The sequence below is a fragment of the Micromonospora echinospora genome, assembly GCF_014203425.1.
GTDB lineage: Bacteria > Actinomycetota > Actinomycetes > Mycobacteriales > Micromonosporaceae > Micromonospora > Micromonospora echinospora_A.
This window is the reverse complement of sequence record NZ_JACHJC010000001.1, coordinates 6,750,587-6,776,711: the sequence shown is the minus strand read 5'-3', so window position 1 is coordinate 6,776,711 and position 26,125 is coordinate 6,750,587. Positions and strand designations below refer to the sequence as shown.

Annotated in this window: 22 protein-coding genes; 13 read left to right on the top strand and 9 right to left on the bottom strand. The window is 73.8% G+C overall.

Translation table 11 applies throughout. The annotated features are described in order from the left end of the window. Positions 1-117: 117 nt before the first annotated feature. Together ybaK and FHU28_RS30505 are read right to left on the bottom strand one after the other, a co-directional pair. The gene (ybaK, locus tag FHU28_RS30510; protein ID WP_184688515.1) at positions 118-597 is read right to left on the bottom strand and encodes a Cys-tRNA(Pro) deacylase; all 480 of its coding nucleotides are present in this window, start codon (positions 595-597) and stop codon (positions 118-120) included. Positions 598-650: 53 nt separating this feature from the next. Then, positions 651-1,883, bottom strand: a complete 1,233-nt coding sequence (locus FHU28_RS30505) for a class I SAM-dependent methyltransferase (RefSeq protein ID WP_184688513.1) — start codon at positions 1,881-1,883, stop codon at positions 651-653. A gap of 254 nt (positions 1,884-2,137) precedes the next feature. Between FHU28_RS30505 and groES the strand changes: the two genes are divergently transcribed. From groES to FHU28_RS30490, 3 genes are all read left to right on the top strand, one after another. Beyond that, complete coding sequence (gene groES / locus FHU28_RS30500; RefSeq protein WP_018222648.1) at positions 2,138-2,452, top strand: co-chaperone GroES; 315 nt, start codon at positions 2,138-2,140, stop codon at positions 2,450-2,452. A 70-nt stretch (positions 2,453-2,522) separates the two neighbouring features. Continuing rightward, positions 2,523-4,169, top strand: coding sequence for a chaperonin GroEL (gene groL / locus FHU28_RS30495; protein ID WP_184688511.1), 1,647 nt, complete (start codon positions 2,523-2,525; stop codon positions 4,167-4,169). Between the two features lie 135 nt (positions 4,170-4,304). Next, complete coding sequence (locus tag FHU28_RS30490; RefSeq protein ID WP_184688509.1) at positions 4,305-5,897, top strand: molybdopterin-dependent oxidoreductase; 1,593 nt, start codon at positions 4,305-4,307, stop codon at positions 5,895-5,897. Between the two features lie 175 nt (positions 5,898-6,072). On the opposite strand, the gene FHU28_RS30485 is transcribed toward FHU28_RS30490, so the two are convergent. Further along, positions 6,073-6,456, bottom strand: coding sequence for a WhiB family transcriptional regulator (locus tag FHU28_RS30485; protein ID WP_184688506.1), 384 nt, complete (start codon positions 6,454-6,456; stop codon positions 6,073-6,075). A gap of 252 nt (positions 6,457-6,708) precedes the next feature. On the opposite strand from FHU28_RS30485, the gene FHU28_RS30480 reads away from it, so the two are divergent. Beyond that, positions 6,709-7,521, top strand: a complete 813-nt coding sequence (locus tag FHU28_RS30480) for a response regulator transcription factor (protein WP_184688503.1) — start codon at positions 6,709-6,711, stop codon at positions 7,519-7,521. A gap of 18 nt (positions 7,522-7,539) precedes the next feature. On the opposite strand, the gene FHU28_RS30475 is transcribed toward FHU28_RS30480, so the two are convergent. Next, positions 7,540-7,944, bottom strand: coding sequence for a DUF5319 domain-containing protein (locus tag FHU28_RS30475; protein ID WP_073828883.1), 405 nt, complete (start codon positions 7,942-7,944; stop codon positions 7,540-7,542). 197 nt (positions 7,945-8,141) lie between these two features. Here FHU28_RS30475 and guaB point away from each other — a divergent pair, with 197 nt between their 5' ends. The 4 genes from guaB to FHU28_RS30455 all read left to right on the top strand — a co-directional run bounded on the left by guaB (position 8,142) and on the right by FHU28_RS30455 (position 13,892). Further along, a complete protein-coding gene (guaB, locus tag FHU28_RS30470; RefSeq protein WP_184688501.1) occupies positions 8,142-9,704 on the top strand; it encodes an IMP dehydrogenase in 1,563 nt (520 codons plus the stop codon). Between the two features lie 30 nt (positions 9,705-9,734). Then, complete coding sequence (locus tag FHU28_RS30465) at positions 9,735-10,853, top strand: GuaB3 family IMP dehydrogenase-related protein (RefSeq protein ID WP_184688499.1); 1,119 nt, start codon at positions 9,735-9,737, stop codon at positions 10,851-10,853. Positions 10,854-10,950: 97 nt separating this feature from the next. Beyond that, positions 10,951-12,345: a M1 family metallopeptidase gene (locus FHU28_RS30460; RefSeq protein ID WP_184688496.1), complete on the top strand. Its 1,395-nt coding sequence runs from the start codon at positions 10,951-10,953 to the stop codon at positions 12,343-12,345. An 89-nt stretch (positions 12,346-12,434) separates the two neighbouring features. After that, positions 12,435-13,892, top strand: a complete 1,458-nt coding sequence (locus tag FHU28_RS30455) for a M1 family metallopeptidase (RefSeq protein WP_184688493.1) — start codon at positions 12,435-12,437, stop codon at positions 13,890-13,892. A gap of 6 nt (positions 13,893-13,898) precedes the next feature. Here FHU28_RS30455 and FHU28_RS30450 read toward each other — a convergent pair whose 3' ends face one another. Beyond that, a complete protein-coding gene (locus FHU28_RS30450; protein ID WP_184688491.1) occupies positions 13,899-14,999 on the bottom strand; it encodes an LCP family protein in 1,101 nt (366 codons plus the stop codon). 140 nt (positions 15,000-15,139) lie between these two features. Here FHU28_RS30450 and FHU28_RS30445 point away from each other — a divergent pair, with 140 nt between their 5' ends. Continuing rightward, a complete protein-coding gene (locus FHU28_RS30445) occupies positions 15,140-16,822 on the top strand; it encodes an FAD-dependent oxidoreductase (protein ID WP_184688489.1) in 1,683 nt (560 codons plus the stop codon). 119 nt (positions 16,823-16,941) lie between these two features. After that, a complete protein-coding gene (gene guaA / locus FHU28_RS30440; RefSeq protein WP_184688487.1) occupies positions 16,942-18,498 on the top strand; it encodes a glutamine-hydrolyzing GMP synthase in 1,557 nt (518 codons plus the stop codon). Positions 18,499-18,529: 31 nt separating this feature from the next. Here the strand turns inward: guaA and FHU28_RS30435 are convergent, their stop codons facing one another. Further along, the gene (locus FHU28_RS30435) at positions 18,530-18,922 is read right to left on the bottom strand and encodes a PspC domain-containing protein (RefSeq protein ID WP_184688485.1); all 393 of its coding nucleotides are present in this window, start codon (positions 18,920-18,922) and stop codon (positions 18,530-18,532) included. Positions 18,923-19,066: 144 nt separating this feature from the next. Between FHU28_RS30435 and FHU28_RS30430 the strand changes: the two genes are divergently transcribed. From FHU28_RS30430 to FHU28_RS30420, 3 genes are all read left to right on the top strand, one after another. Continuing rightward, the gene (locus FHU28_RS30430; RefSeq protein ID WP_184688483.1) at positions 19,067-20,014 is read left to right on the top strand and encodes an NUDIX domain-containing protein; all 948 of its coding nucleotides are present in this window, start codon (positions 19,067-19,069) and stop codon (positions 20,012-20,014) included. Between the two features lie 136 nt (positions 20,015-20,150). Then, the gene (locus tag FHU28_RS30425) at positions 20,151-21,062 is read left to right on the top strand and encodes an NUDIX hydrolase (RefSeq protein ID WP_184688481.1); all 912 of its coding nucleotides are present in this window, start codon (positions 20,151-20,153) and stop codon (positions 21,060-21,062) included. A 346-nt stretch (positions 21,063-21,408) separates the two neighbouring features. Next, complete coding sequence (locus FHU28_RS30420; protein ID WP_184688479.1) at positions 21,409-22,323, top strand: CDP-alcohol phosphatidyltransferase family protein; 915 nt, start codon at positions 21,409-21,411, stop codon at positions 22,321-22,323. 60 nt (positions 22,324-22,383) lie between these two features. On the opposite strand, the gene FHU28_RS30415 is transcribed toward FHU28_RS30420, so the two are convergent. From FHU28_RS30415 to FHU28_RS30405, 3 genes are all read right to left on the bottom strand, one after another. Next, on the bottom strand, positions 22,384-23,631 hold the full coding sequence (locus tag FHU28_RS30415) for a phosphatidylserine decarboxylase (RefSeq protein WP_184688477.1): 1,248 nt from the start codon (positions 23,629-23,631) through the stop codon (positions 22,384-22,386). A gap of 155 nt (positions 23,632-23,786) precedes the next feature. Next, positions 23,787-24,188: a hypothetical protein gene (locus FHU28_RS30410; RefSeq protein WP_184688474.1), complete on the bottom strand. Its 402-nt coding sequence runs from the start codon at positions 24,186-24,188 to the stop codon at positions 23,787-23,789. Then, a complete protein-coding gene (locus tag FHU28_RS30405; protein ID WP_184688472.1) occupies positions 24,185-26,032 on the bottom strand; it encodes a PspC domain-containing protein in 1,848 nt (615 codons plus the stop codon). The genes FHU28_RS30410 and FHU28_RS30405 overlap by 4 nt, the downstream gene beginning before the upstream one ends. Positions 26,033-26,125: the final 93 nt, after the last annotated feature.

Below are 26,125 nucleotides of genomic sequence, written 5' to 3'. Positions count from 1 at the left end.
CCGAGGTCAGAAGTTTGTTGGCGGCGGTAACAATTCAGCAACGCGGTTGTCACCCGCGAGACACCGCCGGGCGGGCGCGTTCCGGGAACGCTCCCACACGTACCGTCACGAGGTCCGTCAGACGGCGGCGATCGATGCCGTGGCCGCCCCGGTGAGCGTCACCAGATCCGTCGGCGTGAGCTGCACCTGCAGGCCCCGGCGGCCCGCCGAGACGTACACGGTCGGGTGCGCCATCGCCGAGGAGTCGACGACTGTCGGTAGCCGCTTGCGCTGGCCCAGCGGGCTGATCCCGCCCCGTACGTACCCGGTCGCCCGCTCCGCCACCGCGCGATCCGCCATCGCCGCTCGCTTGCCGCCCACCGCGGCGGCGAGCGCCTTCAGGTCCAGCTCGCCGGTCACCGGCACCACCGCCACTGTCAACCCGCCGTCGACCTCGGTGACGAGCGACTTGAACACGCGCTCCGGCGCCACGCCGAGCGCCGCGGCGACCAGCGCGCCGTAGTTCGGCGCGTCCGGCGAGACGTCGTAGGTGTGGGTGCTGTGGGCGATCTTCCGCTTGCTCAGCAACGCGATCGCCGGAGTGCCAGGGCCCGCCACCGGATCAAGTTAGCCCCGTCGCCGGCCGGTCGCGAGCCGAAACCGCATCGGGGTCAGCCGCCGGCCGGGACCGGCCGGCAGACGAGCACCGTGGGGTCGCCCGCGACCCGGGTCAGCACCAGGTCCGCCGCCGCGTTGCCGGAGAGTCGCAGGTCACGGCGCAGCTTCTCCGGCTCCAGGGCCGACCCGCGCTTGCGGATCTCGACCCGGCCGACCCGCCGCTCCCGCAGCAGGGCGCGCAGCCGCTTCAGCGAGAACGGCAGCACGTCGGTGATCTCCAGGCAGCGGGCGAACGGGGTGGGCCGGGCCTCGTCGGCGTACAGGTAGGCGATCGACGGGTCGGCGAGCGTGGCGTCGAGATCCGTGGCCAGCTCGGCGACCAGGTGCGCGCGCACCACGGCCGGGTCCGGGTCGTACAGGAACCGCCGGACCGGCCCCACCGGCGCCTCGGCCGCCCCAGTGCCGGTGAGGTGATAGGAAGGGACCCTTTTACTACCGGAGGCGTTAAGAAGGGGCCCTTCCTTCTCGCGCAGCACTGTGGCGCGGCGGGGGACGCCGGCCAGCTCGCCGCACCACAGCGCCGCCTCCACCAGGTCGCCGTCCACGCTCACCCACTCCGCCTCGGCGCCCGCCGGGATCAGCGCGTGGTCCAGGCCCGGCGCCACCTTCACCACGGTGCGCGGCACCCGCGCGGCCAGGCCGGTGACGAAGTCCCACGGCGGTGAGTAGGCCCTCGGGTCGAAGACGCGCCGCCCGGTGCCGGCCCGCCGCCGCGCCGGATCGCAGAACGCGCCGTCGACCCGGCTCACGTCGAACGCCGTGGCGTCGCCGCACTCGACGGTCACCAGTTCCGCCAGCCCGGCGGCCCCGGCGTTCGCGGCGGCCATCGCGGCGGTCAGCGGGTCGGCCTCCACCGCGTACACCCGGATCCCGGCGCGGGCCGAAGCGAGCGCGTCGGCGCCCAGGCCGCAGCCCAGGTCGGCCAGGGTGGTCACGCCCGCGGCGCGCAGCCGCGCGGCCCGCCGGTCGGCGACCACCCCGCGGGTGGCCTGCTCCAGCCCGGGCCGGGTGAGGAACATCCCGGCGGCGGCCGCGCCGAACTTGCCGACCGCGCGGCGGCGCAGCTCCGCCTGGGTCAGCGCGGCGGCGGCGAGGTCGCCCGGAATCCCGGCCGAGCGCAGCGCGGCGGCCGCCGCCAGCGGGTCGCCGCCGGCCACCCGAGCGGCCGCGGCGAGCGCGGCCGACCCCTCGGGGGTACGCAGCGCGGCGAGCTGGTCGAGATCCACGCGCCCATTGTCCCGGCCCGGTTTCGGCGCGACACGGAGGGCGACGCGTTGGCACTCTCCTTGACGGAGTGCTAGCCGAGGAATAACCTGCGATTAGCACTCTCACCCTGAGGGTGCCAACGCCCGGGCCTGGTGCCCGGGAGTTGAGCGCCAGGCGGACCGGCACCCGCGACGACGGCCCCGCCCGGTGGCATGTGGCAGATTGACGCTGGTCGGCACGCCGGCCGGCAACGACACCAAGTACCCGGGAGGGTATGCCCGTGACTACCGCGACCAAGGTTGCGATCAAGCCGCTCGAGGACCGCATCGTGGTCCAGGCGAACGAGGCCGAGACCACCACCGCCTCGGGCATCGTGATCCCCGACACCGCCAAGGAGAAGCCGCAGGAGGGCACCGTCCTCGCTGTCGGCCCGGGCCGGATCGACGACAAGGGCAACCGCGTGCCGATCGACGTGAAGGTCGGCGACACCGTCCTCTACTCGAAGTACGGCGGCACCGAGGTCAAGTACGCCGGCGAGGAGTACCTGGTGCTCTCCGCCCGCGACGTCCTCGCGGTCATCGAGAAGTAAGCAACCGATCAGTGTCGTTGCCCCGGTCCGGCTCGCCGGGCCGGGGCAACGTCGCTTCGAAGGGATACTGATGGCGAAGATCCTCAGCTTCTCGGACGATGCCCGGCACCTGCTGGAGCACGGTGTCAACGCCCTCGCGGACACGGTCAAGGTCACCCTCGGCCCGCGCGGGCGCAACGTCGTCCTGGACAAGAAGTTCGGTGTGCCCACGATCACCAACGACGGCGTCACCATCGCCAAGGAGATCGAGCTCACCAACCCGTACGAGAACCTCGGCGCGCAGCTGGTCAAGGAGGTGGCGACCAAGACCAACGACGTCGCCGGCGACGGGACCACCACCGCCACCGTGCTGGCCCAGGCCATGGTCCGCGAGGGCCTGCGCAACGTGGCCGCCGGCACGAACCCGATCGGCCTGAAGCGGGGCATCGACGCGGCGGCCGCCAAGGTCTCCGAGGCGCTGCTCGGCAAGGCCGTCGAGGTCTCGACCAAGGAGTCGATCGCGCACGTCGCGACCGTCTCCGCGCAGGATGCCACCATCGGCGAGCTGATCGCCGAGGCGATGGAGAAGGTCGGCCGCGACGGCGTCATCACCGTCGAGGAGGGCTCCGCGCTCACCACCGAGCTGGAGGTGACCGAGGGTCTCCAGTTCGACAAGGGCTTCATCTCGCCGAACTTCGTCACCGACCTGGAGGCGCAGGAGGCGGTCCTGGAGGACCCGTACATCCTGATCACCACGCAGAAGATCTCGGCCATCGAGGAGCTGCTGCCGCTGCTGGAGAAGGTCCTCCAGAACAACAAGCCGCTGCTCATCGTCGCCGAGGACGTCGAGGGTCAGGCCCTGTCGACGCTCGTGGTCAACGCGCTGCGCAAGACCGTCAAGGTCTGCGCGGTCAAGGCCCCCGGCTTCGGCGATCGCCGCAAGGCCATGCTCCAGGACATGGCGATCCTGACCGGCGCCGAGCTGGTCGCCCCGGAGCTGGGCTACAAGCTCGACCAGGTCGGCCTGGAGGTGCTCGGCACCGCCCGCCGCGTCGTGGTCGACAAGGAGAACACCACAGTCGTCGACGGTGGCGGGCAGGCCTCCGAGGTCGCCGACCGGGTCGCCCAGATCCGCAAGGAGATCGAGGCCTCCGACTCGGAGTGGGACCGGGAGAAGCTGGCCGAGCGGCTGGCGAAGCTCTCCGGCGGCATCGCCGTGATCAAGGTCGGCGCGGCCACCGAGGTCGAGATGAAGGAGCGCAAGCACCGCATCGAGGACGCCATCGCCGCGACCAAGGCCGCGGTCGAGGAGGGTACGGTCCCGGGTGGCGGCGCCGCCCTGGCCCAGATCCTGCCGGCGCTCGACGACGACCTGGGCTTCACCGGTGACGAGAAGGTCGGCGTCTCGATCGTGCGCAAGGCGCTCGTCGAGCCGCTGCGCTGGATCGCCCAGAACGCCGGCCACGACGGCTACGTGGTGGTGCAGAAGGTCGTCGGCAAGGACTGGGGCCACGGCCTCGACGCCGCCACCGGCGAGTACGTCGACCTGGCCAAGTCCGGCATCATCGACCCGGTGAAGGTGACCCGCAGCGCGGTCAGCAACGCCGCCTCGATCGCCGGCCTGCTGCTCACCACCGAGAGCCTCGTGGTGGAGAAGCCGGCCGAGCCGGAGCCGGCCGGCTCCGGTGGGCACGGCCACTCGCACGGTCACGGCCACCAGCACGGCCCGGGCTTCTGACCCGAGGAGTACGGCTCGACGTCAGGGCACACCGCCGACCGGTGGTGTGCCCTGACGGCTTTCCCGGGCCGGGTCCCCTTACGGAACGCTGACGGAATTGGCAGCCGTCCCCGCGAGTCGACCAGACTGGATGCCGTGAGCACCCTCTCCCGCCGCCGCGCGGCGCTGGCCGGTGTCGTCGCCGCCGTGGTGGCGCTCGGCGCCGCCGAACCCGTGGCGGTCCTGACCGGCCCCCGGTCGGCTCCGCTCGTCGCCGTCGGCGGACTCGTCGTCGACCTGGTGCCCGAGCCGCTCAAACAGTTCGCCATCAGCGTCTTCGGCACGTACGACAAGATCGCGCTGCTGATCGGGACGGCGCTGCTGCTGGCCGCCTTCGGGGCGCTGCTCGGTCTGGCGGCGGTCCGGCGGCTGGCGATCGGCCTGGCCGGCATCGCCGCGTTCGCCGCGCTCGGTGTCGCCGCCGCGCTGAGCCGGGCCGGCGCTGACGCGTTCGACGCGCTGCCCGCACTGGTCGGCGGCGGTCTCGGCGCGCTGACGCTCTGGGCGTTCGTGGCCGGCCCGCTGGGCGCCGATTTGCCGTCCGCGCCGCCTCCGGCGGTCGCCGCGCTTGCCCGGGAGGGGGAGACGCCGGGCGGCTGGGAGCCGGCCCGGCCCGACGACGCGGAGTCGCGACGACGGTTCCTGCGTGGCGCCGGGCTGCTCACCGGCGCGGCTGCGGTGGCCGGGCTGGGCGGGCACTGGCTGGCCGGCCGGCGCGGCGTGTCGACGGCCCGGGACGCGGTGACGCTGCCCGCCCCGGCCGTGCCTGCCCCACCGCTGCCGGCCGGAGCCGACCTGTCGCTGTCCCGGCTCGCGCCGTACGTCACGCCGAACCGGGAGTTCTACCGGATCGACACCGCGCTGGTGGTGCCGCAGGTGGACCCGGTCACCTGGCGGCTGCGCATCCACGGGCGGGTCCGCAACCCGATCGAGCTGAGCTTCGACGACCTGCTCGCCCGTCCGATGGTCGAGCGCTACGTGACGCTCGCCTGCGTCTCCAACGAGGTGGGCGGCGACCTGATCGGCAACGCGCGCTGGCTCGGCGTACCGATCAAGGAACTGCTCGACGAGGCCGACCCGGAGGACGGCGCGGACCAGGTGGTCGGCCGGGCCGTCGACGGCTGGACCTGCGGCACGCCCACCTCGGTGCTGCGCGACGGGCGGGACGCGCTGCTCGCGGTCGGTATGAACGGCGAGCCGTTGCCGATCCGGCACGGCTTCCCGGTGCGGATGGTGGTGCCCGGCCTCTATGGGTACGTCTCGGCCTGCAAGTGGCTCACCGAGCTGGAGCTGACCAGCTTCGCCGACTTCGACGCGTACTGGGTGCCGCGCGGCTGGTCCGCGCAGGGGCCGATCAAGACGCAGTCCCGGATCGACACGCCCCGGCCTCGCAGCCGTCCCGCCGCGGGTCCGGTGACTGTCGCCGGTGTGGCGTGGGCGCAGCACCGCGGTGTCCGGCGCGTCGAGGTACGTGTCGACGGCGGCCCGTGGCAGGAGGCGACGCTGGCCCCGGCGGTGTCGGCGGACACCTGGGTGCAGTGGTCCTGGCGGTGGGACGCCACGCCGGGCGAGCACACGCTTCAGGTGCGGGCGACGGACGCGACCGGCGAGACCCAGACGGAACAGCGGGCCCCGGTCGCCCCCGACGGCGCAACCGGCTGGCACACAGTGCGAGTCACGGTCACCTGACCACCGCCGCCCACCCTCGAAAGATCAACACCAGTTCCCGGAAGTGGTGGCATCAGAGGCTCCGCGATATGACCATTTCGCCGAGCTGGTGTTGATCACGCGGGGGCCGAGCGGGCCCGACGCGACGACGCCGCGCCCCGGAATCGGGGCGCGGCGTCGGGGGTCGTGAAGCCGGTCAGGCGACCTTGCGCTGGTCCGGCACGGCGGTGTTGTGCGGCCGGCCGAGGCGGGTCTCCAGCCGGGCGATGTCCACTCGGGTCTGCCGGCGGTCGGCCAGGTCCTCCCAGCCGAGCGCGAGCAGCCGCAGCCGCTCGGACTCGCTGAACCCGCCCCAGACGCCGTACGGCTCGCGGACGGAGAGCGCGTGCGCTGCGCACTCGGCGCGTACCGGGCAGGCGCGGCAGACGGACTTGGCACCCATCTCACGGCGCTGCCGGGAGGAGCCGCGCTCGCCGTCCGGGTGGAAGAACTGCGCGCTGTCGCGGCCACGGCAGGCCCCGAGCCGCTGCCAGTCCCAGAGCTCGTCGATCGGTCCAGGCAGCCTACGTACGTTCGACATCAGCACCCCTCCTCCCGCGCGGCACCGCGGAGAATGTTCGTGGCCAGCTACCGGGCGGCGGTCCGCGCGGGATGCCGGTTCCGGATGAACCCCTCGGTACCCGAGCCGTCCCCGCCTCACACATCTGTGATCGAAAACCTCGGACACTCGGCGGCATATGCCCCATCTGTCGGAAAAGTTCGGATGATTGCCCGGAACCCCCTCCCGAGCCCACCTCCGCATGGTCTGCTCTGAGTCGGAGAGGAGCCCACTGTGCGTAGTGTTCTTGTGTGCGTTCGGACACCATTGGCGGCCCAGCATCTGACCTCCGCCGCGGCGCGGCTCGGGCTGTCCGGCGTCGTCCGGACGGCCGTCTCCGATCCGGAGGTGATGTTGCGGCTCGCCGAGCGTCCGGTGGACGTGGTGCTCGCCGACACCGCCCTGACCCGGCCGGACAGCGTCGGTTTCGTGCGCCGGGTGCTGGCCCGCGCGCCGCAGGCGGCGGTGCTGCTGCTCGGCGCCGAGGAGTCGGAGTCGGCGGCGGCCACCATCAGCGCCGGCGCTCGCGGACTGATCCAGAACGCCGACCACGACCTGACCAGCGCGGTCGCCAAGGCGCTGCTGCTGCTCTCCGCCCCCGGGCGGAGCAACCGGCACCGGGTGGCGGACACCGCCCGGGACGCGGCCGCGGTCGGCGGCCCGGCCCGGTCGGCGGGGCGTACCCAGGGTGGGCCCGGCTGGCCGGCGGCGGTGCCGGTGGATGCCGCGGGCCTGCCCACCGTGGTGCCTGTGCAACGGGGTGAGGACGCGGAGGACCCGGCGGCGGCGGACGCGGCGGAGGCGCCCCGGCCGGGTGCCGCCCAGCGCCCGGCGCGGACGCCGCGCGGCGCGGTCGGGCTGACCGAGCGGGAGCTTCAGGTGCTGCTCGGCATGGCCGAGGGCAAGAGCAACGCGGAGATCGGGCGGGAGCTGTTCGTCTCCGAGGACACGGTCAAGACGCACGCCCGGCGGTTGTTCCGCAAGCTCGGCGCGCGGGACCGGGCACACGCCGTGGCGGCCGGGTTCCGGGCCGGCCTGGTGGCCTGACGCCCAGGCCGTCGGCGCTCAGCTCTCGCTGGACTCGTCGGTGCCCTCGGTGAGCGTGTCGTGCACGCCGTCGGCGTAGCCGCGGGCGTAGTCCCAGCTCACGTAATGGTCCGGGTCCGGGTCGTAGGCCGGCTCGTGCACCCGGGGGCGCCCCGAGTTGAGCAGGTGGCGCAGATTGCCGCGCAGCAGGTCCCAGTCGAAGTAGTGGGGCTCGCGGCAGTCCTCGCACTCGATCACCAGGCCGCGCACCCCGATCGGCTGGAGCAGCGCCTGGTAGATCTCCAGGTCGGCGAGATCCTCCAGCACGTCCTGGCGCTCGACGTCGGTCAGCGGGTCGAGCGCGTCGTCGTCGCCGGGATCGTGCAGACCGGCAGCCGGATCGGCGGGATCGCCGTTGAACGGGTCGATGGGCTCGTCGTGCACCCCCTCACCGTAGACCCCGGGCCGCCGGAAAGCCCGCCCCAGCCCGCGCTGTGGCCCTGCCTACCCCCGGGCCCGCCGCTGCCCGGGCGGGGACGGGCCAGTGGGTACGATGAGGCGACGCGCCGTCACCAGGCGCCCGCCGGTGCCCGTGCGCGCCGCCTCGCTGCAGCCCGATCGACCAGCTCAGGGGAGCAATCGTGGAGAATTCGCCCAGCACCGAGATCCCGGCCGGCACCGACGGTGGGGAGCTGGGTGGCCATCTGCCCGAGCTGCCGGCGGGTTCGGCCCGGGTGGTACCGCTCGGGCTGACCTTCGACGACGTGCTCCTGCAGCCGGGCGAGTCGGACGTCGTGCCCAGCCGTGTCAATACCCGCACCCGCCTCACCCGCAACATCGAGCTGACCGTGCCGCTGCTGTCCAGCGCGATGGACACGGTCACCGAGGGGCGGATGGCGATCGCCATGGCCCGCCAGGGCGGCATCGGCGTGCTGCACCGCAACCTCTCGGTGGAGGACCAGGCGCTCCAGGTCGATCTGGTGAAGCGCTCCGAGTCCGGCATGATCACCAACCCGGTGACCGCCAGCCCGGAGGACACGCTGCGCGAGGTCGACGCGCTCTGCGGGCGTTACCGCATCTCCGGCGTGCCGGTGGTGGACGGGCAGGGCCAGCTCGTGGGCATCGTCACCAACCGCGACATGCGGTTCGTCTCCGACCCGGCCACGCCGGTCCGCGACATCATGACCCGCACCCCGCTGATCACCGCCCCGGTCGGGGTGAGCAAGGACGAGGCGCTCGGCCTCCTGCGCCAGCACAAGATCGAGAAGCTGCCGATCGTGGACGCGGGCGGCAAGCTGCGCGGCCTGATCACGGTCAAGGACTTCACCAAGAGCGAGCAGTACCCGAACGCCACCAAGGACGACGCGGGCCGGCTTCGGGTCGCCGCCGCGGTGGGCGTGGGTGAGGACGGCTACAAGCGGGCCCGCGCGCTCGTCGACGCCGGTGTGGACGTGGTCATCGTGGACACCGCGCACGGCCACCAGCGCGCCGTGCTGGAGATGGTCGCCCGGCTCAAGCGGGACGTCAGCATCGACATCGTGGGCGGCAACATCGCCACGTACGCGGGCGCGAAGGCGCTCGTCGAGGCCGGCGCGGACGGAGTGAAGGTGGGCGTCGGCCCGGGTGCCATCTGCACCACCCGGATCGTGGCCGGGGTCGGCGTACCGCAGATCACCGCGATCATGGAGGCGGCCCGCGCCGCCCGCCCGGCCGGCGTGCCGGTGATCGGTGACGGCGGCATTCAATACTCGGGCGACATCGCCAAGGCGCTCGTCGCGGGCGCCGACACGGTGATGCTCGGCAGCCTGCTGGCCGGCTGCGAGGAGAGCCCCGGCGAGCTGATCTTCATCAACGGCAAGCAGTACAAGGCGTACCGGGGAATGGGCTCGCTCGGCGCGATGCAGTCGCGCGGCCAGGGCAAGTCCTACTCCAAGGACCGCTACTTCCAGCAGGACGTGCTCGCCGAGGACAAGCTGGTCCCGGAGGGCGTCGAGGGCCAGGTGCCCTACCGGGGGCCGCTGTCCGCGGTCGCCCACCAGCTCATCGGCGGCCTGCGCGCCGCGATGGGGTACGTGGGCGCGGAGAGCATCCCGGAGCTGCACCGGCGTGGCCAGCTCATCCGGATCACCGCGGCCGGGCTCAAGGAGAGCCACCCGCACGACATCCAGATGACCGTCGAGGCGCCCAACTACCACTCCCGCTGACCCACCACCCCCAACCACCTGGAGTCCCCCATGCGTGACGTGGTCGAGATCGGGCTGGGCAAGACCGCGCAGCGCGGCTACCACCTGGACGACATCGCCATCGTGCCGAGCCGCCGCACCCGGGACGTCGACGACGTCTCCACCGCGTGGCAGCTCGACGCGTACCAGTTCGGCATCCCCTGTGTCGGCCACCCCTCGGACGCGACCATGAGCCCCGCCTCGGCGGTCCGGCTGGGTCAGCTCGGCGGCCTCGGGGTGCTCAACGTCGAGGGCCTCTGGACCCGGTACGAGAACCCGGCCAAGGTGCTGGAGGAGCTTGCCGGTCTCGGCGAGGACGCGCGGGCGACCAAGCGCCTCCAGGAGGTCTACGCCGAGCCGATCCGGCCCGACCTGATCGCCGAGCGGGTACGCGAGCTGCGCGACGGCGGCGGCACGGTGGCGGTGCGGGTCTCCCCGCAGCACACCCTGGCGCTGGCCCCGGTGATCCTCGACGCGGGTGTGGACATCCTGGTCATCCAGGGCACGCTCGTCTCGGCCGAGCACGTCTCCACCACCGACGAGCCGCTGAACCTCAAGGAGTTCATCGCCGACCTGGACCTGCCGGTCGTCGTCGGCGGCTGCACCGACTACAAGACCGCGCTGCACCTGATGCGTACCGGCGCGGCCGGCGTGATCGTGGGCATCGGCGGCGACGACTGGTCGACCACCGAGTCGGTGCTCGGCATCCGGGTGCCGATGGCCACCGCGATCGCCGACGCCGCCGCGGCCCGCCGCGACTACCTGGACGAGACCGGCGGCCGGTACGTGCACCTGATCGCCGACGGCGACATGCAGACCTCCGGCGACATCGCCAAGGCGCTCGGCTGCGGCGCGGACGCGGTGATGCTCGGCGAGCCGCTCTCGCTCTGCGCGGAGGCGCCGGCCGGCGGCGCCTGGTGGCACTCCGCGGCCAGCCACCCGTCGCTGCCCCGGGGCGCGTTCGAGGTGGCCGGCGAGCCGCTCGGCTCGATGGAGAAGCTGCTGTTCGGCCCGGCCGACGAGCCGGACGGCCAGCTCAACCTCTTCGGCGGCCTGCGCCGCGCGATGGCCAAGTGCGGCTACCGCGACCTGAAGGAGTTCCAGAAGGTCGGGCTGGTCCTCGACCGCTGAGCACCGCTGAGCACCGCTGAGCACCGCACGACGGCGCGGGCGGCGGCCCGGACGTGTTCCGGCCCCGCCCGCGCCGTCGCGCGTCTAGGCTCGCCGGGTGAGGCGGCGGCGGATCTGGGCGGCAGGGCTGGTGGCGGTGGCGCTCGCGGCCGGCGGGTGCACGGGCGGCGACGACAACGGGTTCCGGGCGGGCGCGGCGGACGTCGGTGACCCGTACGTGCCGGGAGCAGGCAACGGCGGCTACGACGTGGGCCACTACGCGCTGGACGTGCGCTACGACCCGGCCGGCGACAAGCTCACCGGAACGGCCACGCTGACCGTCACCACCACCCGTGCGCTGTCCCGGTTCCAGCTCGACCTGGCCGGGCTGGACGTCGAGCGGGTCCGGGTGGGCGGGGAGGCGGCGAAACACCGCCACGACGGCGCCGAGCTGATCGTCACCCCGCCGCGCGGGCTGCCGTCGGGGAAGCGGCTCACCGTCGAGGTGACGTACGGCGGTGTGCCGGAACCGCTGCCGAACGCCGAACTCGGCGACGGCGGCTTCCACGCCACACCGGACGGCGCGATAGCGCTCGGCCAGCCGGAGTCGGCGAGCACCTGGTACCCGGTCAACGACCACCCGTCGGACAAGGCCACGTACGACTTCGCGGTCACCGTGCCGGACGGGCTCGCCGCGCTCGCGAACGGCGTGCCGCAAAGCCGCACCAGCGCCGGCGGCTGGACCACCTGGCGCTGGTCGGAGCGCGCGCCGATGGCCAGCTACCTGAGCACGCTGGTGATCGGCGACTACCGGGTCAGAACCGGCACGCACGCGGGCAAGCCGCTGGTCACCGCCGTCGCCGCGGCGCTGCCCGCGGACGGGCCGGCCGCCGCGTCGGTGGCCCGCACCGGCGAGATCGCCGACTTCCTGGCCGCGCGCTTCGGCCCGTACCCGTTCGAGGCGTACGGCGGGATCGTGGTGGCCGACGAGCGCATCCGGTACGCGCTGGAGACGCAGAGCCGGCCGGTCTACGGGCCGGGCTTCTTCCGGGACGACCGCCCGAACACCGAAGTGGTCGCGCACGAGCTGGCCCACCAGTGGTTCGGCGACAGCGTCTCGGTGGCCCGGTGGAGCGACATCTGGCTCAACGAGGGCTTCGCCACGTACGCCGAATGGCTCTGGGCCGAGCACGACGGTGGGCGGACGGTGGCGCAGACCGCGGCCGAGCGGTACGCGGTGACGGACTGGTCGAAGCCCACAGTCGACCCGGGCCGGTCCGGGATGTTCGGCGACGCGGTCTACCAGCGGGGCGCGCTCGCGGTGCACGCGCTGCGCCGCGCGGTGGGCGACGAGACGTTCTACCGCGTCCTGCGCGGCTGGCTGGCGCAGCACCGCAACGGCAACGTCACCACCGCCGACTTCGTCGGGTACGCCGAACGCACGTCCGGGCGGCCACTGCGGTCGCTGCTGGACGCCTGGCTGGTCGGCGCGACGCCACCGGGACTGCCGTGACGTGGGCGTGACCGCCGCTGGGTAGGCTGCCGCGGGCGGAGCGGCCCGTGGGCGGGGCCGCTGTTCGGGACCCCGGAGGGATCGAGGCGATGACGCGGCGCGGCGGACGACGACGGCTCGGGCTGCTGGCCTGCGCGACGCTGCTGGTGGCCGGCTGCGGCTCGGCCGAGCCGGACCCGGGACCGGCGGCTCCCACCACTGCCGCCCCGGCGGCCACGCGCAGCTTCGCGGCGGGCGCGGCCGGCGCCGGAGACCCCTATTTCCCGAGCTACGGCAACGGCGGCTACGACGTCGCGCACTACACGGTGAAGGTGCGCTACGACCCGGAGACGGACAGGCTCAACGGCACCACCACGCTTCGGGCCACCGCGACCGCCGACCTGTCCGCGTTCAACCTGGACCTGGCCGGGCTGACCGTCCGCTCGGTCAGCGTGGACGGTGCCGCCGCCGGGCACCGCCGCACCGGGAACGAGCTGGTGATCACCCCGGCCACCGGGCTGACCTCCGGCAACGGGTTCACCGCCGAGGTCCGGTACGACGGGCGACCGGAGGCGCTGCGGACCGAGGCGCTGGGCGAGGGCGGCTGGCTGCACACCTCCGACGGGGCGATCGCGCTCGGGCAACCGGAGTCGGCGAGCACCTGGTACCCGGTGAACGACCACCCGTCGGACAAGGCCACCTACGACATCGAGCTGACCGTCCCGAAGGGACTGACGGCGGTCTCCAACGGCGTGCCGAAGGGGAAGACGACAAGCGGCGACTGGACCACCTGGAAGTGGTCGGAGGGCGCGCCGACCGCCAGCTACCTGACCACTGTGGCGATCGGCAAGTTCCGGGTCACCACCGGCAAGCACAAGGGACGGCCGGTGTACAGCGCGGTCACTACGCAGCTGCCCCAGGGCGCCCCGGACCGGTCGATCGCCCGCACCGTCGAGGTCGCCGACTACCTGGAGAGCGTCTTCGGGCCGTACCCGTTCGACTCGTACGGCGGGGTGGTGATCGCCGACGAGCGGATCCGGTACGCGTTGGAGACGCAGAGCCGTCCGGTCTACTCGGCCAGCTTCTTCCGGCAGGGCGACAACACCGGCGTGGTCGCGCACGAGCTGGCCCACCAGTGGTACGGCAACAGCGTGTCGATCCAGCGCTGGCAGGACATCTGGCTCAACGAAGGGCTGGCCACGTACGCGGAGTGGCTGTGGGCCGAGCACAGCGGCTCGACCACCGTGCAACGCACGTTCGACCAGAAGTACGCGAACGCCGGCGCGCAGGTGTGGCGGACGCCGCCGGGCAAGCCGGGGGTGGAGAACCTGTTCAGCCGCTCGGTCTACGAGCGGGGCGGGATGACAGTGCACGCGCTGCGGGTGGCGGTGGGCGACACCGCGTTCTTCTCCGTCCTGCGTACCTGGGCGGCGGAGCGGAAGAACGGCAACGCCACCACCGCCGACTTCGTGGCGCTGGCCGAGCGGGTCTCCGGCAAGAAGCTGGCGAAGGTCTTCGACCCGTGGCTGTACGGCACCGAACGCCCGCCCACCCCGAAGCCGCTGTAGGTCGCGTCAGTTCTTGACGCGCAGCGACGGGTGGGCGGTCAGGAAGGCGTCGACCCGTCCACCGCGCAGCGCGGTGAGGAAGTCGCGGCCGAGCGGCTTGAGCTGCTCGCCCCGGTACGCGCCGCCGCTGCTCACCCCGGCGCCGGGCAGCACGACGAGCGTGAGCCGGTCCGCCGGCACGCCACCCAGGGCATACGCGAAGTCGATCAGCTGCCGGCCGCCTCCGGCGTACACCAGGGTCCTGCCGAGCGCGGCGACGACCTGCTCGACCCGCTGCGGGTCGCGGGCGGTGCCCTCGTCGACGATCTTGCGGGCCAGCGCCCGGAGCAGTTGCTGCTGGTGCCGCTGCCGGGTGTAGTCGCCACCGGCGGTGTAGCGCTGCCGCGCGTAGTCCAGCGCCTGCCAGCCGGTCAGGTGCCGGGTGCCCTTCTCGTAGACCATCTGCGGACCGATGTAGCCGCCGCCGCTCAGCGTCCGCATGGTGCCGTCCGGGCGGCGGTGCCGGGATGCGACCCGCTGGTCCACGTAGAGGTCCACCCCGCCGAGCGTGTCCACCAGCTTGTCGAAGCCGCCGAACGTGATCACCGCCCCGGCGTCGATGCGCAGCCCGGTGTAGCGGGAGACGGTGGCGCGCAGCAGCTCGTACCCCTGGGCGGTGCTGGGGTTGGCCTTGTCGCCCGGCACCCGGCTGCCGTAGCTCATCGCGTGGGTGAGCTTGGTCCGGCCGCCCGGGTAGCGGGCCTTCGGGTAGGCGGGGATGTCCACCACCAGGTCGCGGGGGAGCGAGAACAGGTACGCCCGGTCCAGCCCGGCGGGTACGTGCAGCAGCAGCACGGCGTCGGCGTGCGGCTCCCAGCCGGGGATGCTGACCCGGGTGTCGACGCCGACGAGCAGCAGGTTGAGCGGGCCTTTCAGGTCGGCGCCGGGCGGCGGCGTCGGGCTGGCGGTGGTCGGGGCGGGCGTCGGCGAGGCCGGCGGGGTGGTGCTCGGTCCGGCGGACGGGGCGGCCGGGCGGTCGGCCACCAGCCGGGTGGTCACCACCGCTGCGGTGGCCACCAGCAGCGCGGCCACCAGCGCGGCCAGGCCCAGCAGGCGTCGTCTCGTCACGTTCGTGCCTCCCCGTGTGATTCGACGCGCCAGGGTGGCCGACAGGTTGCAGCGGCGGGAATCCCGGCGATCGAGCGCTCTGCATGATGTGCGAAAAAGCCTCGTTGGCGCTATAGCTACTCGTCGGTAATGATGCGTCCATGCGCTACGACGTGGTCGTCATCGGGTCCGGGTTCGGCGGCAGCGTCACCGCGCTGCGGCTGGCCGAGAAGGGTTACTCGGTAGGCGTCCTGGAGGCGGGGCGGCGCTTCGCCGACGACGAGTTCCCGCGTACGTCCTGGCGGGCGCGGCGGTTCCTCTGGGCGCCCCGGCTCGGCTGCTTCGGGCTCCAGCGGATCACGCTGCTGCGTTCGGCCGACCGCAAGGCCGGCGGTGGCGTGCTCGTGCTCTCCGGCGCCGGAGTGGGCGGCGGCTCGCTGGTCTACGCGAACACGCTCTACGAGCCGCTCGACGCGTTCTACGCCGACCCGCAGTGGCGGGACATCACCGACTGGCGCGACGAGCTGGCCCGCCACTACGACCAGGCGAAGCGGATGCTCGGCGTCACCACGTACCCGATCGACACCCGGGCGGACCAGGCCGTTCGCGCAGTGGCCGAGCGGATGGGGGTGGCGCACACCTACCACCCGACGCCGGTCGGCGTGCACATCGGGCGTCCCGGCGAGCGGGTGGCCGACCCGTACTTCGGTGGAGCCGGGCCGGACCGCACCGGGTGCAGCCACTGCGGGTCGTGCATGACCGGCTGCCGGCACGGCGCCAAGAACACGCTGGTGAAGAACTACCTCTGGCTGGCCGAACGGCTCGGCGTGCAGGTGCACCCGCTGACCACTGTGACCGCGGTCCGCCCGGACCCGGCCGGCGGGTACGCGGTGCACACCGAACGCACCGGCGCCTGGCTGCGCAAGCGGCGCGAGGTGATCCACGCCGACCAGGTCGTCTTCGCGGCCGGCGCGCTCGGCACCCAGCGGCTGCTGCACCAGATGAAGGCGACCGGCGCGCTGCCGGCGCTCTCGCCCCGGCTCGGCGAGCTCACCCGGACCAACTCCGAGGCCATCCTCGGCGCCTCGGTGGCGCCCGGCGCGGCCCGGCGGCGCGGCCTCGACTTCACCGAGGGGGTGGCGATCACCAGCTCGTTCCACCCCGACCCGCAGACCCACATCGAGCCGGTCCGCTACGGCAAGGGCTCCAACGCGATGGGGCTGCTCCAGTCGCTGCTAATCGACGGCGGTCCCCGCCGGGCCCGGCGCTGGCTGGGCAGCATCGTCCGGCAGCCCGTGCTGGCCGCACGGATGCTGTCCGTGCGCCGCTGGTCCGAGCGCACCGTGATAGCGCTCGTCATGCAGTCGGTCGACAACTCGCTGACCACCCGGTACCGCAAGGGCCGGCTGGTCTCCGGCCCCGGCCACGGCGCGCCCAACCCGACGTGGATCCCGGCCGGCAACGCCGCGGCCCGGCTGCTCGCCGAGGAGATCGGCGGCACCCCCGGCGGGGCGGTCACCGAGCCGTTCAACATCCCGGTGACCGCGCACATCCTCGGCGGCGCGGTCATCGGCGCCACCCCGGACGAGGGGGTGATCGACCCGTGGCACCGGGTGTACGGCCACCCGGGGCTGCACGTGGTCGACGGCGCGGCGGTCTCGGCGAACCTGGGCGTCAACCCGTCGCTGACGATCACCGCGCAGGCCGAGCGGGCGATGTCGTACTGGCCGAACAAGGGCGAGGCGGACCCGCGCCCGGCGCCCGGCTCGCCGTACACCCGGGTGGGGCCGGTGCCGCCGCGGCGCCCCGCCGTCCCCGCCCACGCCCCCGCCGCCCTGCGGTGAAAGGAAGGGCCCCTTCTTAACGCCTCCGGTAGAGGAAGGGGCCCTTGTTAACACATTCACCCCGCCACACCGCCGGGGCGCGTCCGGCGGCCCGGTGACTGTCGGTAGGCTTTGCGCACATGAGCACGCCTCGCCCCGTCCTCGTGGTGGACTTCGGAGCCCAGTACGCCCAGCTCATCGCGCGCCGTGTCCGCGAGGCGAAGGTCTACTCGGAGATCGTCCCGCACTCCATGCCGGTGTCCGAGATGCTGGCGAAGAACCCGGCCGCGATCATCCTCTCCGGTGGTCCGGCCAGCGTGTACGCGCCGGACGCGCCCCAGATCGACGCCGGGGTGTTCACCGCCGACGTGCCCGTCTTCGGCATCTGTTACGGCTTCCAGGCCATGGCGCAGGCGCTCGGCGGCACTGTCGCGCGCACCGGCAACCGCGAGTACGGCGGCACGCCGCTGCGCCCGCGCCTGACCGAGCCCGGTGTGCTGCTGCGCGACCTCCCGGCCGACCTGCCGGTGTGGATGAGCCACGGCGACTGCGTCACCGAGGCGCCGGAGGGCTTCACCGTGACCGCCGAGTCGGCGGGCGCCCCGGTCGCCGCGTTCGAGGACCTGGCCGGCCGCCGGGCCGGCGTGCAGTTCCACCCGGAGGTCGGGCACACCGCGCACGGCCAGGAGATGCTGAACCGCTTCCTGTACGACATCGCCGGCATCGAACCGACGTGGACGCCGTCGAACATCATCGACGAGCAGGTCGCCCGGATCCGGGAGCAGATCGGCGACAAGGAGGTCATCTGCGGCCTCTCCGGCGGCGTCGACTCGGCGGTCGCCGCGGCGCTCGTGCACCGCGCGGTGGGCGACCAGCTCACCTGCGTGTTCGTGGACCACGGCCTGCTGCGGGCCGGTGAGGCCGAGCAGGTCGAGAAGGACTACGTCGCCGCCACCGGCATCAGGCTGAAGGTGGTCGACGCCCGGGAGCGGTTCCTCGGCGCGCTGGCCGGGGTGACCGACCCGGAGCAGAAGCGGAAGATCATCGGCCGGGAGTTCATCCGGGTCTTCGAGGCCGCCGCCCGGGAGATCGCGGCGCACGGCGACGTGGAATACCTCGTGCAGGGCACGCTCTACCCGGACGTGGTGGAGTCCGGCGGCGGCACCGGCACCGCCAACATCAAGAGCCACCACAACGTCGGCGGCCTGCCCGAGGACCTGAAGTTCTCGCTGGTCGAGCCGCTGCGCACGCTGTTCAAGGACGAGGTCCGCACGATCGGCCTGGAGCTGGGACTGCCCGAGGCGATGGTGTGGCGGCACCCGTTCCCCGGCCCGGGCCTGGCCATCCGGATCATCGGCGCGGTCGACGAGGAGCGCCTCGCCGTGCTCCGCAAGGCCGACCTGATCGCCCGGCAGGAGCTGACTACGGCCGGCCTGGACCGGGGCGTCTGGCAGTTCCCGGTGGTGCTGCTGGCCGACGTCCGCAGCGTCGGGGTGCAGGGCGACGGGCGCACCTACGGTCACCCGGTGGTGCTGCGCCCGGTCTCCAGCGAGGACGCGATGACCGCCGACTGGTCCCGGCTGCCCTACGACGTGGTGGCCCGGATCTCGACCCGGATCACGAACGAGGTCGCCGAGGTCAACCGCGTGGTCCTGGACGTGACGAGCAAGCCGCCGGGCACCATCGAGTGGGAGTGACGCGGCTCAGGCCGCGGGCGGCGGTCCGGCGTCAGGCCGCGGGCGGCGGTCCGGCGTCCGGCCCGGCCGGCGTCCGCGGCGTAGCCGGCGCGGTCGGCGGCACCACGGCGGTCGGCGGGACGACAGTGGTCGGCGAGGTCGGCCCGGTCGGCGGGACCGGCGGCCACCCGGGCGCGGTGCCCGGCGGGTGCGGCCAGGCGGGCGCGCCGGTCGGCTCCTCGGGCATCAGGAACCACATGATCGGGTACGCGAGCGCGGCGAGTCCGCCGGTGAGCACCGTGGCGGTCGCGAAGATCACCCGGATGAGCGTGGGGTCGGCGGCGAAGTAGCGGCCGAGGCCGCTGGCCACGCCGGCGATCATGCGGTCGCTGACCGGGCGGCGGAGCTGCTTGTACGGGGCGTGGGAGGGATGCGGGGAGGTCATGTCTCAACGGTGCCGCGCGCCGCGGCGGGCGACCTCGGTGACCGCCCGGACCCCTACCCTGACGCATCCCTGAGACGCCAGCGAAGAGTCAGGAATCTGACTCTTTTCGATCCCGGTAACCCGCTGCGGGGAGAATTTGACCCCGTGACCACCTCGCTGGAGCCGCTCCGCAGGATCGCGGCATACGCAGTTTGTGCTGATTCGAACGGCCGAGTGTTGCTGGTCCGCGCATCGGAGCGCTCCGGCACCCCCGGCACCTGGTCGCTCCCCGGAGGAGCGGTCGACCACGGTGAGGACCCCAAGCACACAGTCGTCCGGGAGACCGCGGCCGAGACCGGGCTCTCGGTGGCGGTCGCCGGCCTTCAGGACGTGCTCGCCGATATGCGGGCGCTGCCCGAGCGGCGCATCACGATCCACACCGACCGCCTCCTCTACACCGTCTCGGTACGCGGCGGGACGCTCACCGAGCGGGTCGACCGCCCGACCGACCTGGCCCGCTGGTTCACCCTCGACGAGGCGCGGGAACTGCCGCTGCGGTCGTTCACCGCGCGTGCCCTGGGCCTGCCCACCTCCACCGACGACATCGTGCCGGAGGAGGTGCCCGAGTTCCCCTCGTTCTACGCCGTACCCGGCCCGGACGGGCTGCACCGGGCGCAGCGCTTCGCCGCGTACGCGGTGGTGACCGACCCGGAGGAGCGCGTACTGCTGACCCGGGTGTCCGACGGCTACCCGGGCGCCGGCTGCTGGCACCTGCCCGGCGGCGGCACCGACTACGGGGAGCAGCCGGGCGCCGCGCTGATCCGGGAGCTGGTCGAGGAGACCGGGCAGACCGGCCGCCTGGTCGAGCTGCTCGGCGTGGCCAGCCACCGGGACGCGGCCTCGCTCGGCCCGGAGGGCTACCCGATCGACTGGCACGGCGTACGCGCCTTCTACCGCGTGGTCGTGGACCAGCCGGCGACGCCCACGGTGGCCGACGTCGGCGGCTCCACCTGCGAGGCCCGCTGGTTCCGCCGCGAGGAGCTCGACGCGCTGCCCACCGATCGCCTCACCGAGGTGACCGCCGAGGCGGTCCAGGCCGCCCACCTCCTCTAGACCCACCCCGCGCACACCCGCGCCCCACTCCGGCGATCATGAAGTTGACGGCGGGAAATGTCCGCCTCGGTACCGCTAACCTCATGATCGACGGAGTGGGGCGCGGGTGTGCGCGGGGCGCGGGGGAGTGGTGCGGGTGGAGCAGCGGCGGCGGGTCGGGGCGTACGGGATGCTGCGGGACTCCGACGGGCGGGTGCTGCTGGCGCGTGGCTCGGCGCGGTGCCCGTACCCGGGGGTGTGGCAGTTGCCCGGCGGCGGCGTCGAGCACGCGGAGCACCCGGCCGACGCGGTGGTCCGCGAGTTCGCCGAGGAGACCGGGCTGACCGTCGCGCCCGGCGCGATCCGGGCCGCCGTCGCCGACGTGGCCGCGTTCCGCGCCGAGGACGTCGCGATGCACACGGATCGGTTGATCTTCGAGGTCGAGGCGCGGGACGGGCGGCTGCGACCCGAGCCGGACGGTGGCACCGACGAGGTGGGCTGGTTCACCCCGGAGGAGGCCGCCGGCCTCCCGTTGATGGTGTTCACCGCCGAGCTGCTCGGCCTGCCGGTGTCCCCGCTGCGGGCCGACATGCCCCGGGGCCTGCCCGTCGAACCGGCCGACCTCGCCGCCGACCGCCGCCAGCGCTTCGCCGCGTACGGGCTGGTCACCGACCCCGCCGACCGGGTGCTGCTCACCATGATCGCCGACGGCTACCCGGGCGCGGGCCGCTGGCACCTGCCCGGCGGCGGCACCGACCACGGCGAGCAGCCGGCCACCGGGCTGCTGCGTGAGCTGGTCGAGGAGGCCGGCCAGCTGGGCCGGGTGGTCGACCTGATGGCGGTGGACAACCTGCACAACCCGGCCGCGCTCGGCCCGGAGGGCCGTCCGCTGGACTGGCACGGCATCCGGGTGATCTACCGGGTACGCGTGGACGCGCCGACCGAGGCGGTGGTGACCGAGCTGGCCGGAGGCTCCACCGCACGGGCGGCCTGGTTCGCGCCGGAGCAGGTCAGCGGCCTGTCGATGACCGACGTGGCGGCCCGCGCCACCGGGCAACGGGTGAGGTGAATCGCTCGCCGAGCCGCCCTGGGTGAGCTCCGGTACAGTCGGAAGTAGGGATTGGCCGACGAAAACGGACGTTGAAGCCCGAGATGGGAATGATTGAGCGGTTCGCGCGGTTAGGGGAGATATAAGTACCGCCGGCAGCTATCGCCAAGCCCCTGTTCCCTGTGCAATGGTGTACTCCGCAAAAGGGCTGCCGGACCCGAAAGGTCCGGCACGAGACAGCCGGACACCCGCCCCGTCGAGGGCGGCCAGCCGATCCGGTGATGGAGGAAACGTGCCGAGAGCCCCATGGCGCCGGCGTCGTACGACTGACAGTCCGCGCCCCGCAGGGCGTCGCTGGGCGGGCAGGTTGCGCCGCAGCAGTACGTTCGCCCGCCAGGTGCTACTGGTCCGGGTGGGCCGCCGGGACGGCGCGGCCGTTCCGGGGACCGACCTGGTCACCCCCGACCACCGTTACGCCGACCGCCAGCGCCTCCGCTACGGCCGGCTCGACACCGACATCGAGGCGGTACGCCCGGTCAGCCCGGCGCTCGCGCCGGCCGCTCCGGTCGACGACGAGTCCCCGGCGATGTCGATCCCGCTCCTGCCGGGTGAGCGCACCGCCGCCCGCCGGGCCAAGTTCGCGCTCGTCAACGCGTGCACGCTGAGCAGCCTCATGCTCGGCATGCTGGCCATCTTCCTGGCCATGCGCGGTGACGTGCAGGTCGCGGCGATCTTCCTGATCGCCTGCGTGGCCTTCGACGGCCTCGACGGCGCGCTGGCCCGCAAGCTCGGTGTGGCCAGCCCGTTCGGCGCGCAGATGGACTCGCTCGCCGACATGTGCTCCTTCGGCCTCGCCGCGCCGGTCGTGGTCTACGCCTCGCTCGCCGGTTCCGCGCCCCCGGCGGCCGCCGCCGTCTCCTGCGCGCTCGTCGCCGCGTGCGCGGCGGTCCGGCTCGCCCGGTTCAACGTCTCGCCGAAGGACGGCCGCTTCTTCTGCGGCGTGCCGACCACCATGGCGGCAGCAGTGCTCGCCCTGACCGTGGCCATCGGCGTGCCGGTCCCCGGCCTGGTGATGGTGGCCGCCGTGGCGCTGCTCGCCTTCGCGATGGTGTCGAGCTTCCCGTACGCCAAGCTCGCCCGGCTGCTGAAGCTGCCGCCGTGGCTCTGGCTGGCCCCGGTGATCGGCGCGCTCGTCGACATCCGGCTCACGTTCGCCCTCGTGGTGGTGGGCTACCTGGTCAGCGGGCCGCTGCTCTGGCTGCACCAGCGCCGTACCGCCTGATCCCCGAGAACGACAGAAGGGGCGCCGCGAGAAGCGGCGCCCCTTCTTCGTGTCCGGCGCTCAGCGCCAGCGGGCGATGACCGTCGCGCCGCCGACCACCTTGTCGCCCGGGCCGACGAGCGGGTCCGCCGCGTCGGCCGGCAGGTAGACGTCGGTCCGCGAGCCGAACCGGATCAGGCCGAAGCGCTCGCCCCGCGCCAGCAGCGAGCCGACCGGCGCCCGCTGCACGATCCGGCGGGCGATCAGCCCGGTGCGCTGCGCCACGACCACGGTGCCGTGGTCGGTGTCCAGCACCGTGTACGCCGCCACGTTGTGCTCGGCGTCCGGCTTCATGGCGTTGACGAACCCGCCGTCGGCGACGAAGTAGTCGACCACCTTGCCGGCCACCGGGGCGCGGTTGACGTGCACGTCCAGCACCGACAGGAACACCGCGATCCGCAGCCACTCGCCGTCGCCGAAGCGCTCGTCCTGCAGGCGCTGCACGGAGAGCACCTGGCCGTCCGCCGAGGCGACCACCGCCGACGGGTCCTCCGGCACGTCCCGCTCCGGGTCCCGGAAGAACGCGGCCACCGGCGCGGCGGCCAGCGCCGGCAGCAGCCAGAGATTCGACTTCGGCCGGGCGGCGCGGGTCAGGGCGGCCAGGCCGAGCGTGATGCCGGCGGCGGCCACCCCGTTGGAGTCGATGTGCATGCCCCGGGTCAGCGGCACGCTCGACGGCCGGTACGCCGGGGACAGCGAGGCCGCGAGCGCGACCGGCGCCGGGGTGAAACGCAGGTGGTGCACGCGTACCGGCGGGGTGTTGCGCAGCACCAGGTCGGTGCGCACGCCGTGCAGCACGCCCTGCCGGTCCAGTTCGCCGTCCGCGCCCTCGGTGCGGAACAGCGGCGCGGCGACGCTCAGCACCGCGCCGTCGGCCAGGTATTTCGTCAGCCCGTCGACAGCGGCGCGCGCCTGCTCGGCGGTGCCGGTGAACGGCTCGGCGACGACCACCACGGCGGCGGTGTCCGCCTCGGCGAGGGTGTCGACCACGCGTACCCGGTCGGCGACCCAGCGGCCCTGCGCGGTCACGTGCTCCCGCAGCGCCGCTGTCGCGCTGCCCTCCGCCGGCACCACTGTGAGCCGGTCGCCGGGGAGCAGCGCCTCGATCGCCGCGGCCAGAACCGCGGACTCCGGGGTCGCGCCGACCAGCAGGCCGGCCTTCGGGTCGTTGCGCCGGGCGAACTCGCTGACGAGCGTGCGGGCGGCGCGCTCGCCGATGCGGACCGCACCGGAGGGACCGGTGACGCGCACGGCGGGGGACTGGGTCATGTCGGGCGGGCTCCTGACGAGGTAGCGGACGGGCGGGCAGCGGCTCCGGCGACCCGACACGGCTCCGGCGTGGTCGGGTGCGCGGGCCGGCCGGCGGAGGCGAGATCTCCGCCGACCAGCATAGGCCGCGTTCCGAAGGCCCCGCAGTGACGCGGTCAGGCCGGGTCGCCCGGCGTACGCCGCTCCTCGCGCGTCTCGTCCGCCGGCGGGTCCACCGTCGGCATCTCGCGGGTGGCGGGCTCCGACACGTCGGTCGTCGCCTCGGTGGCCCACTCGTCGGCCACGTCGGACGTCACGTCGCCGCCGCCGGCCGGGCTGTCGTCCCCGTACGGCGCGGAGACCGTCGCCTCCGGTGGCGCGGGCTGCTCCGCAGCCTGCCCGGAGCGCAGCGCGCCGATCAGCCCGAGCAGCCCGATCAGGACCAGCCCGCCGGCCAGGAACCAGCCCACCGGAGGTACGGACAGCCCGAGGATCCGGGCCAGCAGCCACCAGACGGACAGGCCGAGGAAGACGAGTCCGAAAGCGAACGACACGACGTCGGTGCGGTGCGCCTTCATCGGGTCACCTCCAGCTTGCCGGCGTTCACGTGGACGAAGAGACGCAGTTTGCCGCCACCGGGACCGTCGGCGCCGACGTCGGTGGTCTCCCACTGGCGACCGCCGAGCCCGCCGCTGCGCCGGCCGAAGACCGTGGCGTCACCGGCGTTGACGTCGGCCACTGTGGTCACGTCGACGTTCGGCGGTACGACCACAGTCGCGTTGCCGAGGTTCACGTCGACTGTCACCTGCACGTCCTGCTTGTCGAAGTTGATCCCGCGCAGGTCGAGCACGGCGTCACCGAGGTTGTTCTCGTAGCGGTTGGCCAGGTCGCGCAGGTCGGTCGGCGCCCAGGTGACGTTGCCGTCGATGCCGCGTACCCGGTCGTAGGACTCGGCGATGGTGGCGACGCCGAGCGCCGCCGCGGTCACCAGGCCGAGGGCGATGAGCCAGCGGGCCCGGCCGAACCAGGTGCCCACGAGCAGGCCGAGGCCGATGGTGGCGAGCACCGCGGCGAAGTAGCCGGCCGCGCCGACCGGGAAGACGTCGAGCAGGTCGAGCATGGCCACCACGCCCAGCGCCAGGAAGATCAGCGAGAACGTGATCGCGCCGAGCGGGGAGCGCTCCTTCGGCCGCTTCGGCGGTCGTGGCGCCCGGACCGGCGGCCGCGGGGGCGGCGACCCGGCGTACGGGCCGTGCGGGGCGAACGGCGGGCGGTAGCCGCCGGGCGGCAGCGGCGCGCCCACCGGCCCGGGGGGCGGCACGGCTGCGGGTCCACCCAGCGGGGCGTCGGTGCTCCGGGTACCCGGCCAGGAGGGCGCCGCGCCGTAGGCCGGCCAGGTGGCGGTGTCAGCGACCGGACCACTCACCGGCGGCAGCGCTGCGGTCGTCGGCTCGGGCCAGCCCGGCCGGGTGCCGGCCGCGGCGGGCCAGCCCGGCGCCGGCAGCGTCGGGTAGCTCGTCCCGGACCCCGCGAGCCCTGGCTCGCGCTCGGACGTCGCCGGACGGCCCGGCTCGCGCTCGGAGGTTGCCGGATGGCCCGGCTCGGACGGGGACGCGGGTGGGTAGCCCGGCTCGGACGTGGTCGCCGGGGGGTAGCCCGGCTCGGGGCGGCCGGCCGGCGGGTAGCCGGGCTCGGCGTACGACGCTGCTTCGGGGCGGACCGTCGGCGCGGCGGTCCACGGCGCCCCGGCGGGCCCTGCGGCCCAGGCGCCCGGCGCCGAGGCCGGCGGCGCGGGCCAGGCCACCGGTGGCACCGGACCCGGCGGCGGGCCGGGCTGCGGCGTCGGCTGAGCCGGCCGCTGCCCCGGGCCGCGCTGTTCGCGGTTGAGCAGCAGCGCGCCGCCGATCAGGATCACCGCGCCCAGCAGGATGGCCCGGAAGCCGTCGGTGACGACGTAGGCGAAGCCGAGGGCCACCACGATGCCGAGCACGATCACTGTGATCGGCGACATGCTGGACCGGCCGCGGCCGAGCATGGCCTCCACAGGTGACGCGGTGTCGCCCTCGCCCGGGATGATCAGCCAGCCGGCGACGTACACGATGATGCCGATGCCGCCGAAGAAGCCGAGCACGGCCAGCAGCACGCGCCACAGCACCGGGTCGGTGTTCGTGGCCCGGCCGATGGCGGCGCACACCCCGGCCAGGTAGCGGCCCTCGCGGGGGCGCACCAGGCCGTACCGGGTGGTGAAGCCGGCAGCGCCGGGCGGCGGGGCGTACCCGCCGGGTGGCGGGCCGGTGAACGGCGCGCCGCCGGGCGGTGGGGTCGCGTGGTCGGTGGGGGGCGCCGACCCCGGTGGGGGCGGCGGCGGGGCGTCCTGTGCTGCCGCCCAGGGGCGGGGCGGACGGGCAGCGTCCTCGGTCATGCCTCCGATACTGCTGCCCCGGCCGCCCGGACTGCCTCAGGACCCGACCCTGACCCCACCCTGAGATCCGCCGGCGACGAAAGTCCGGGGCGT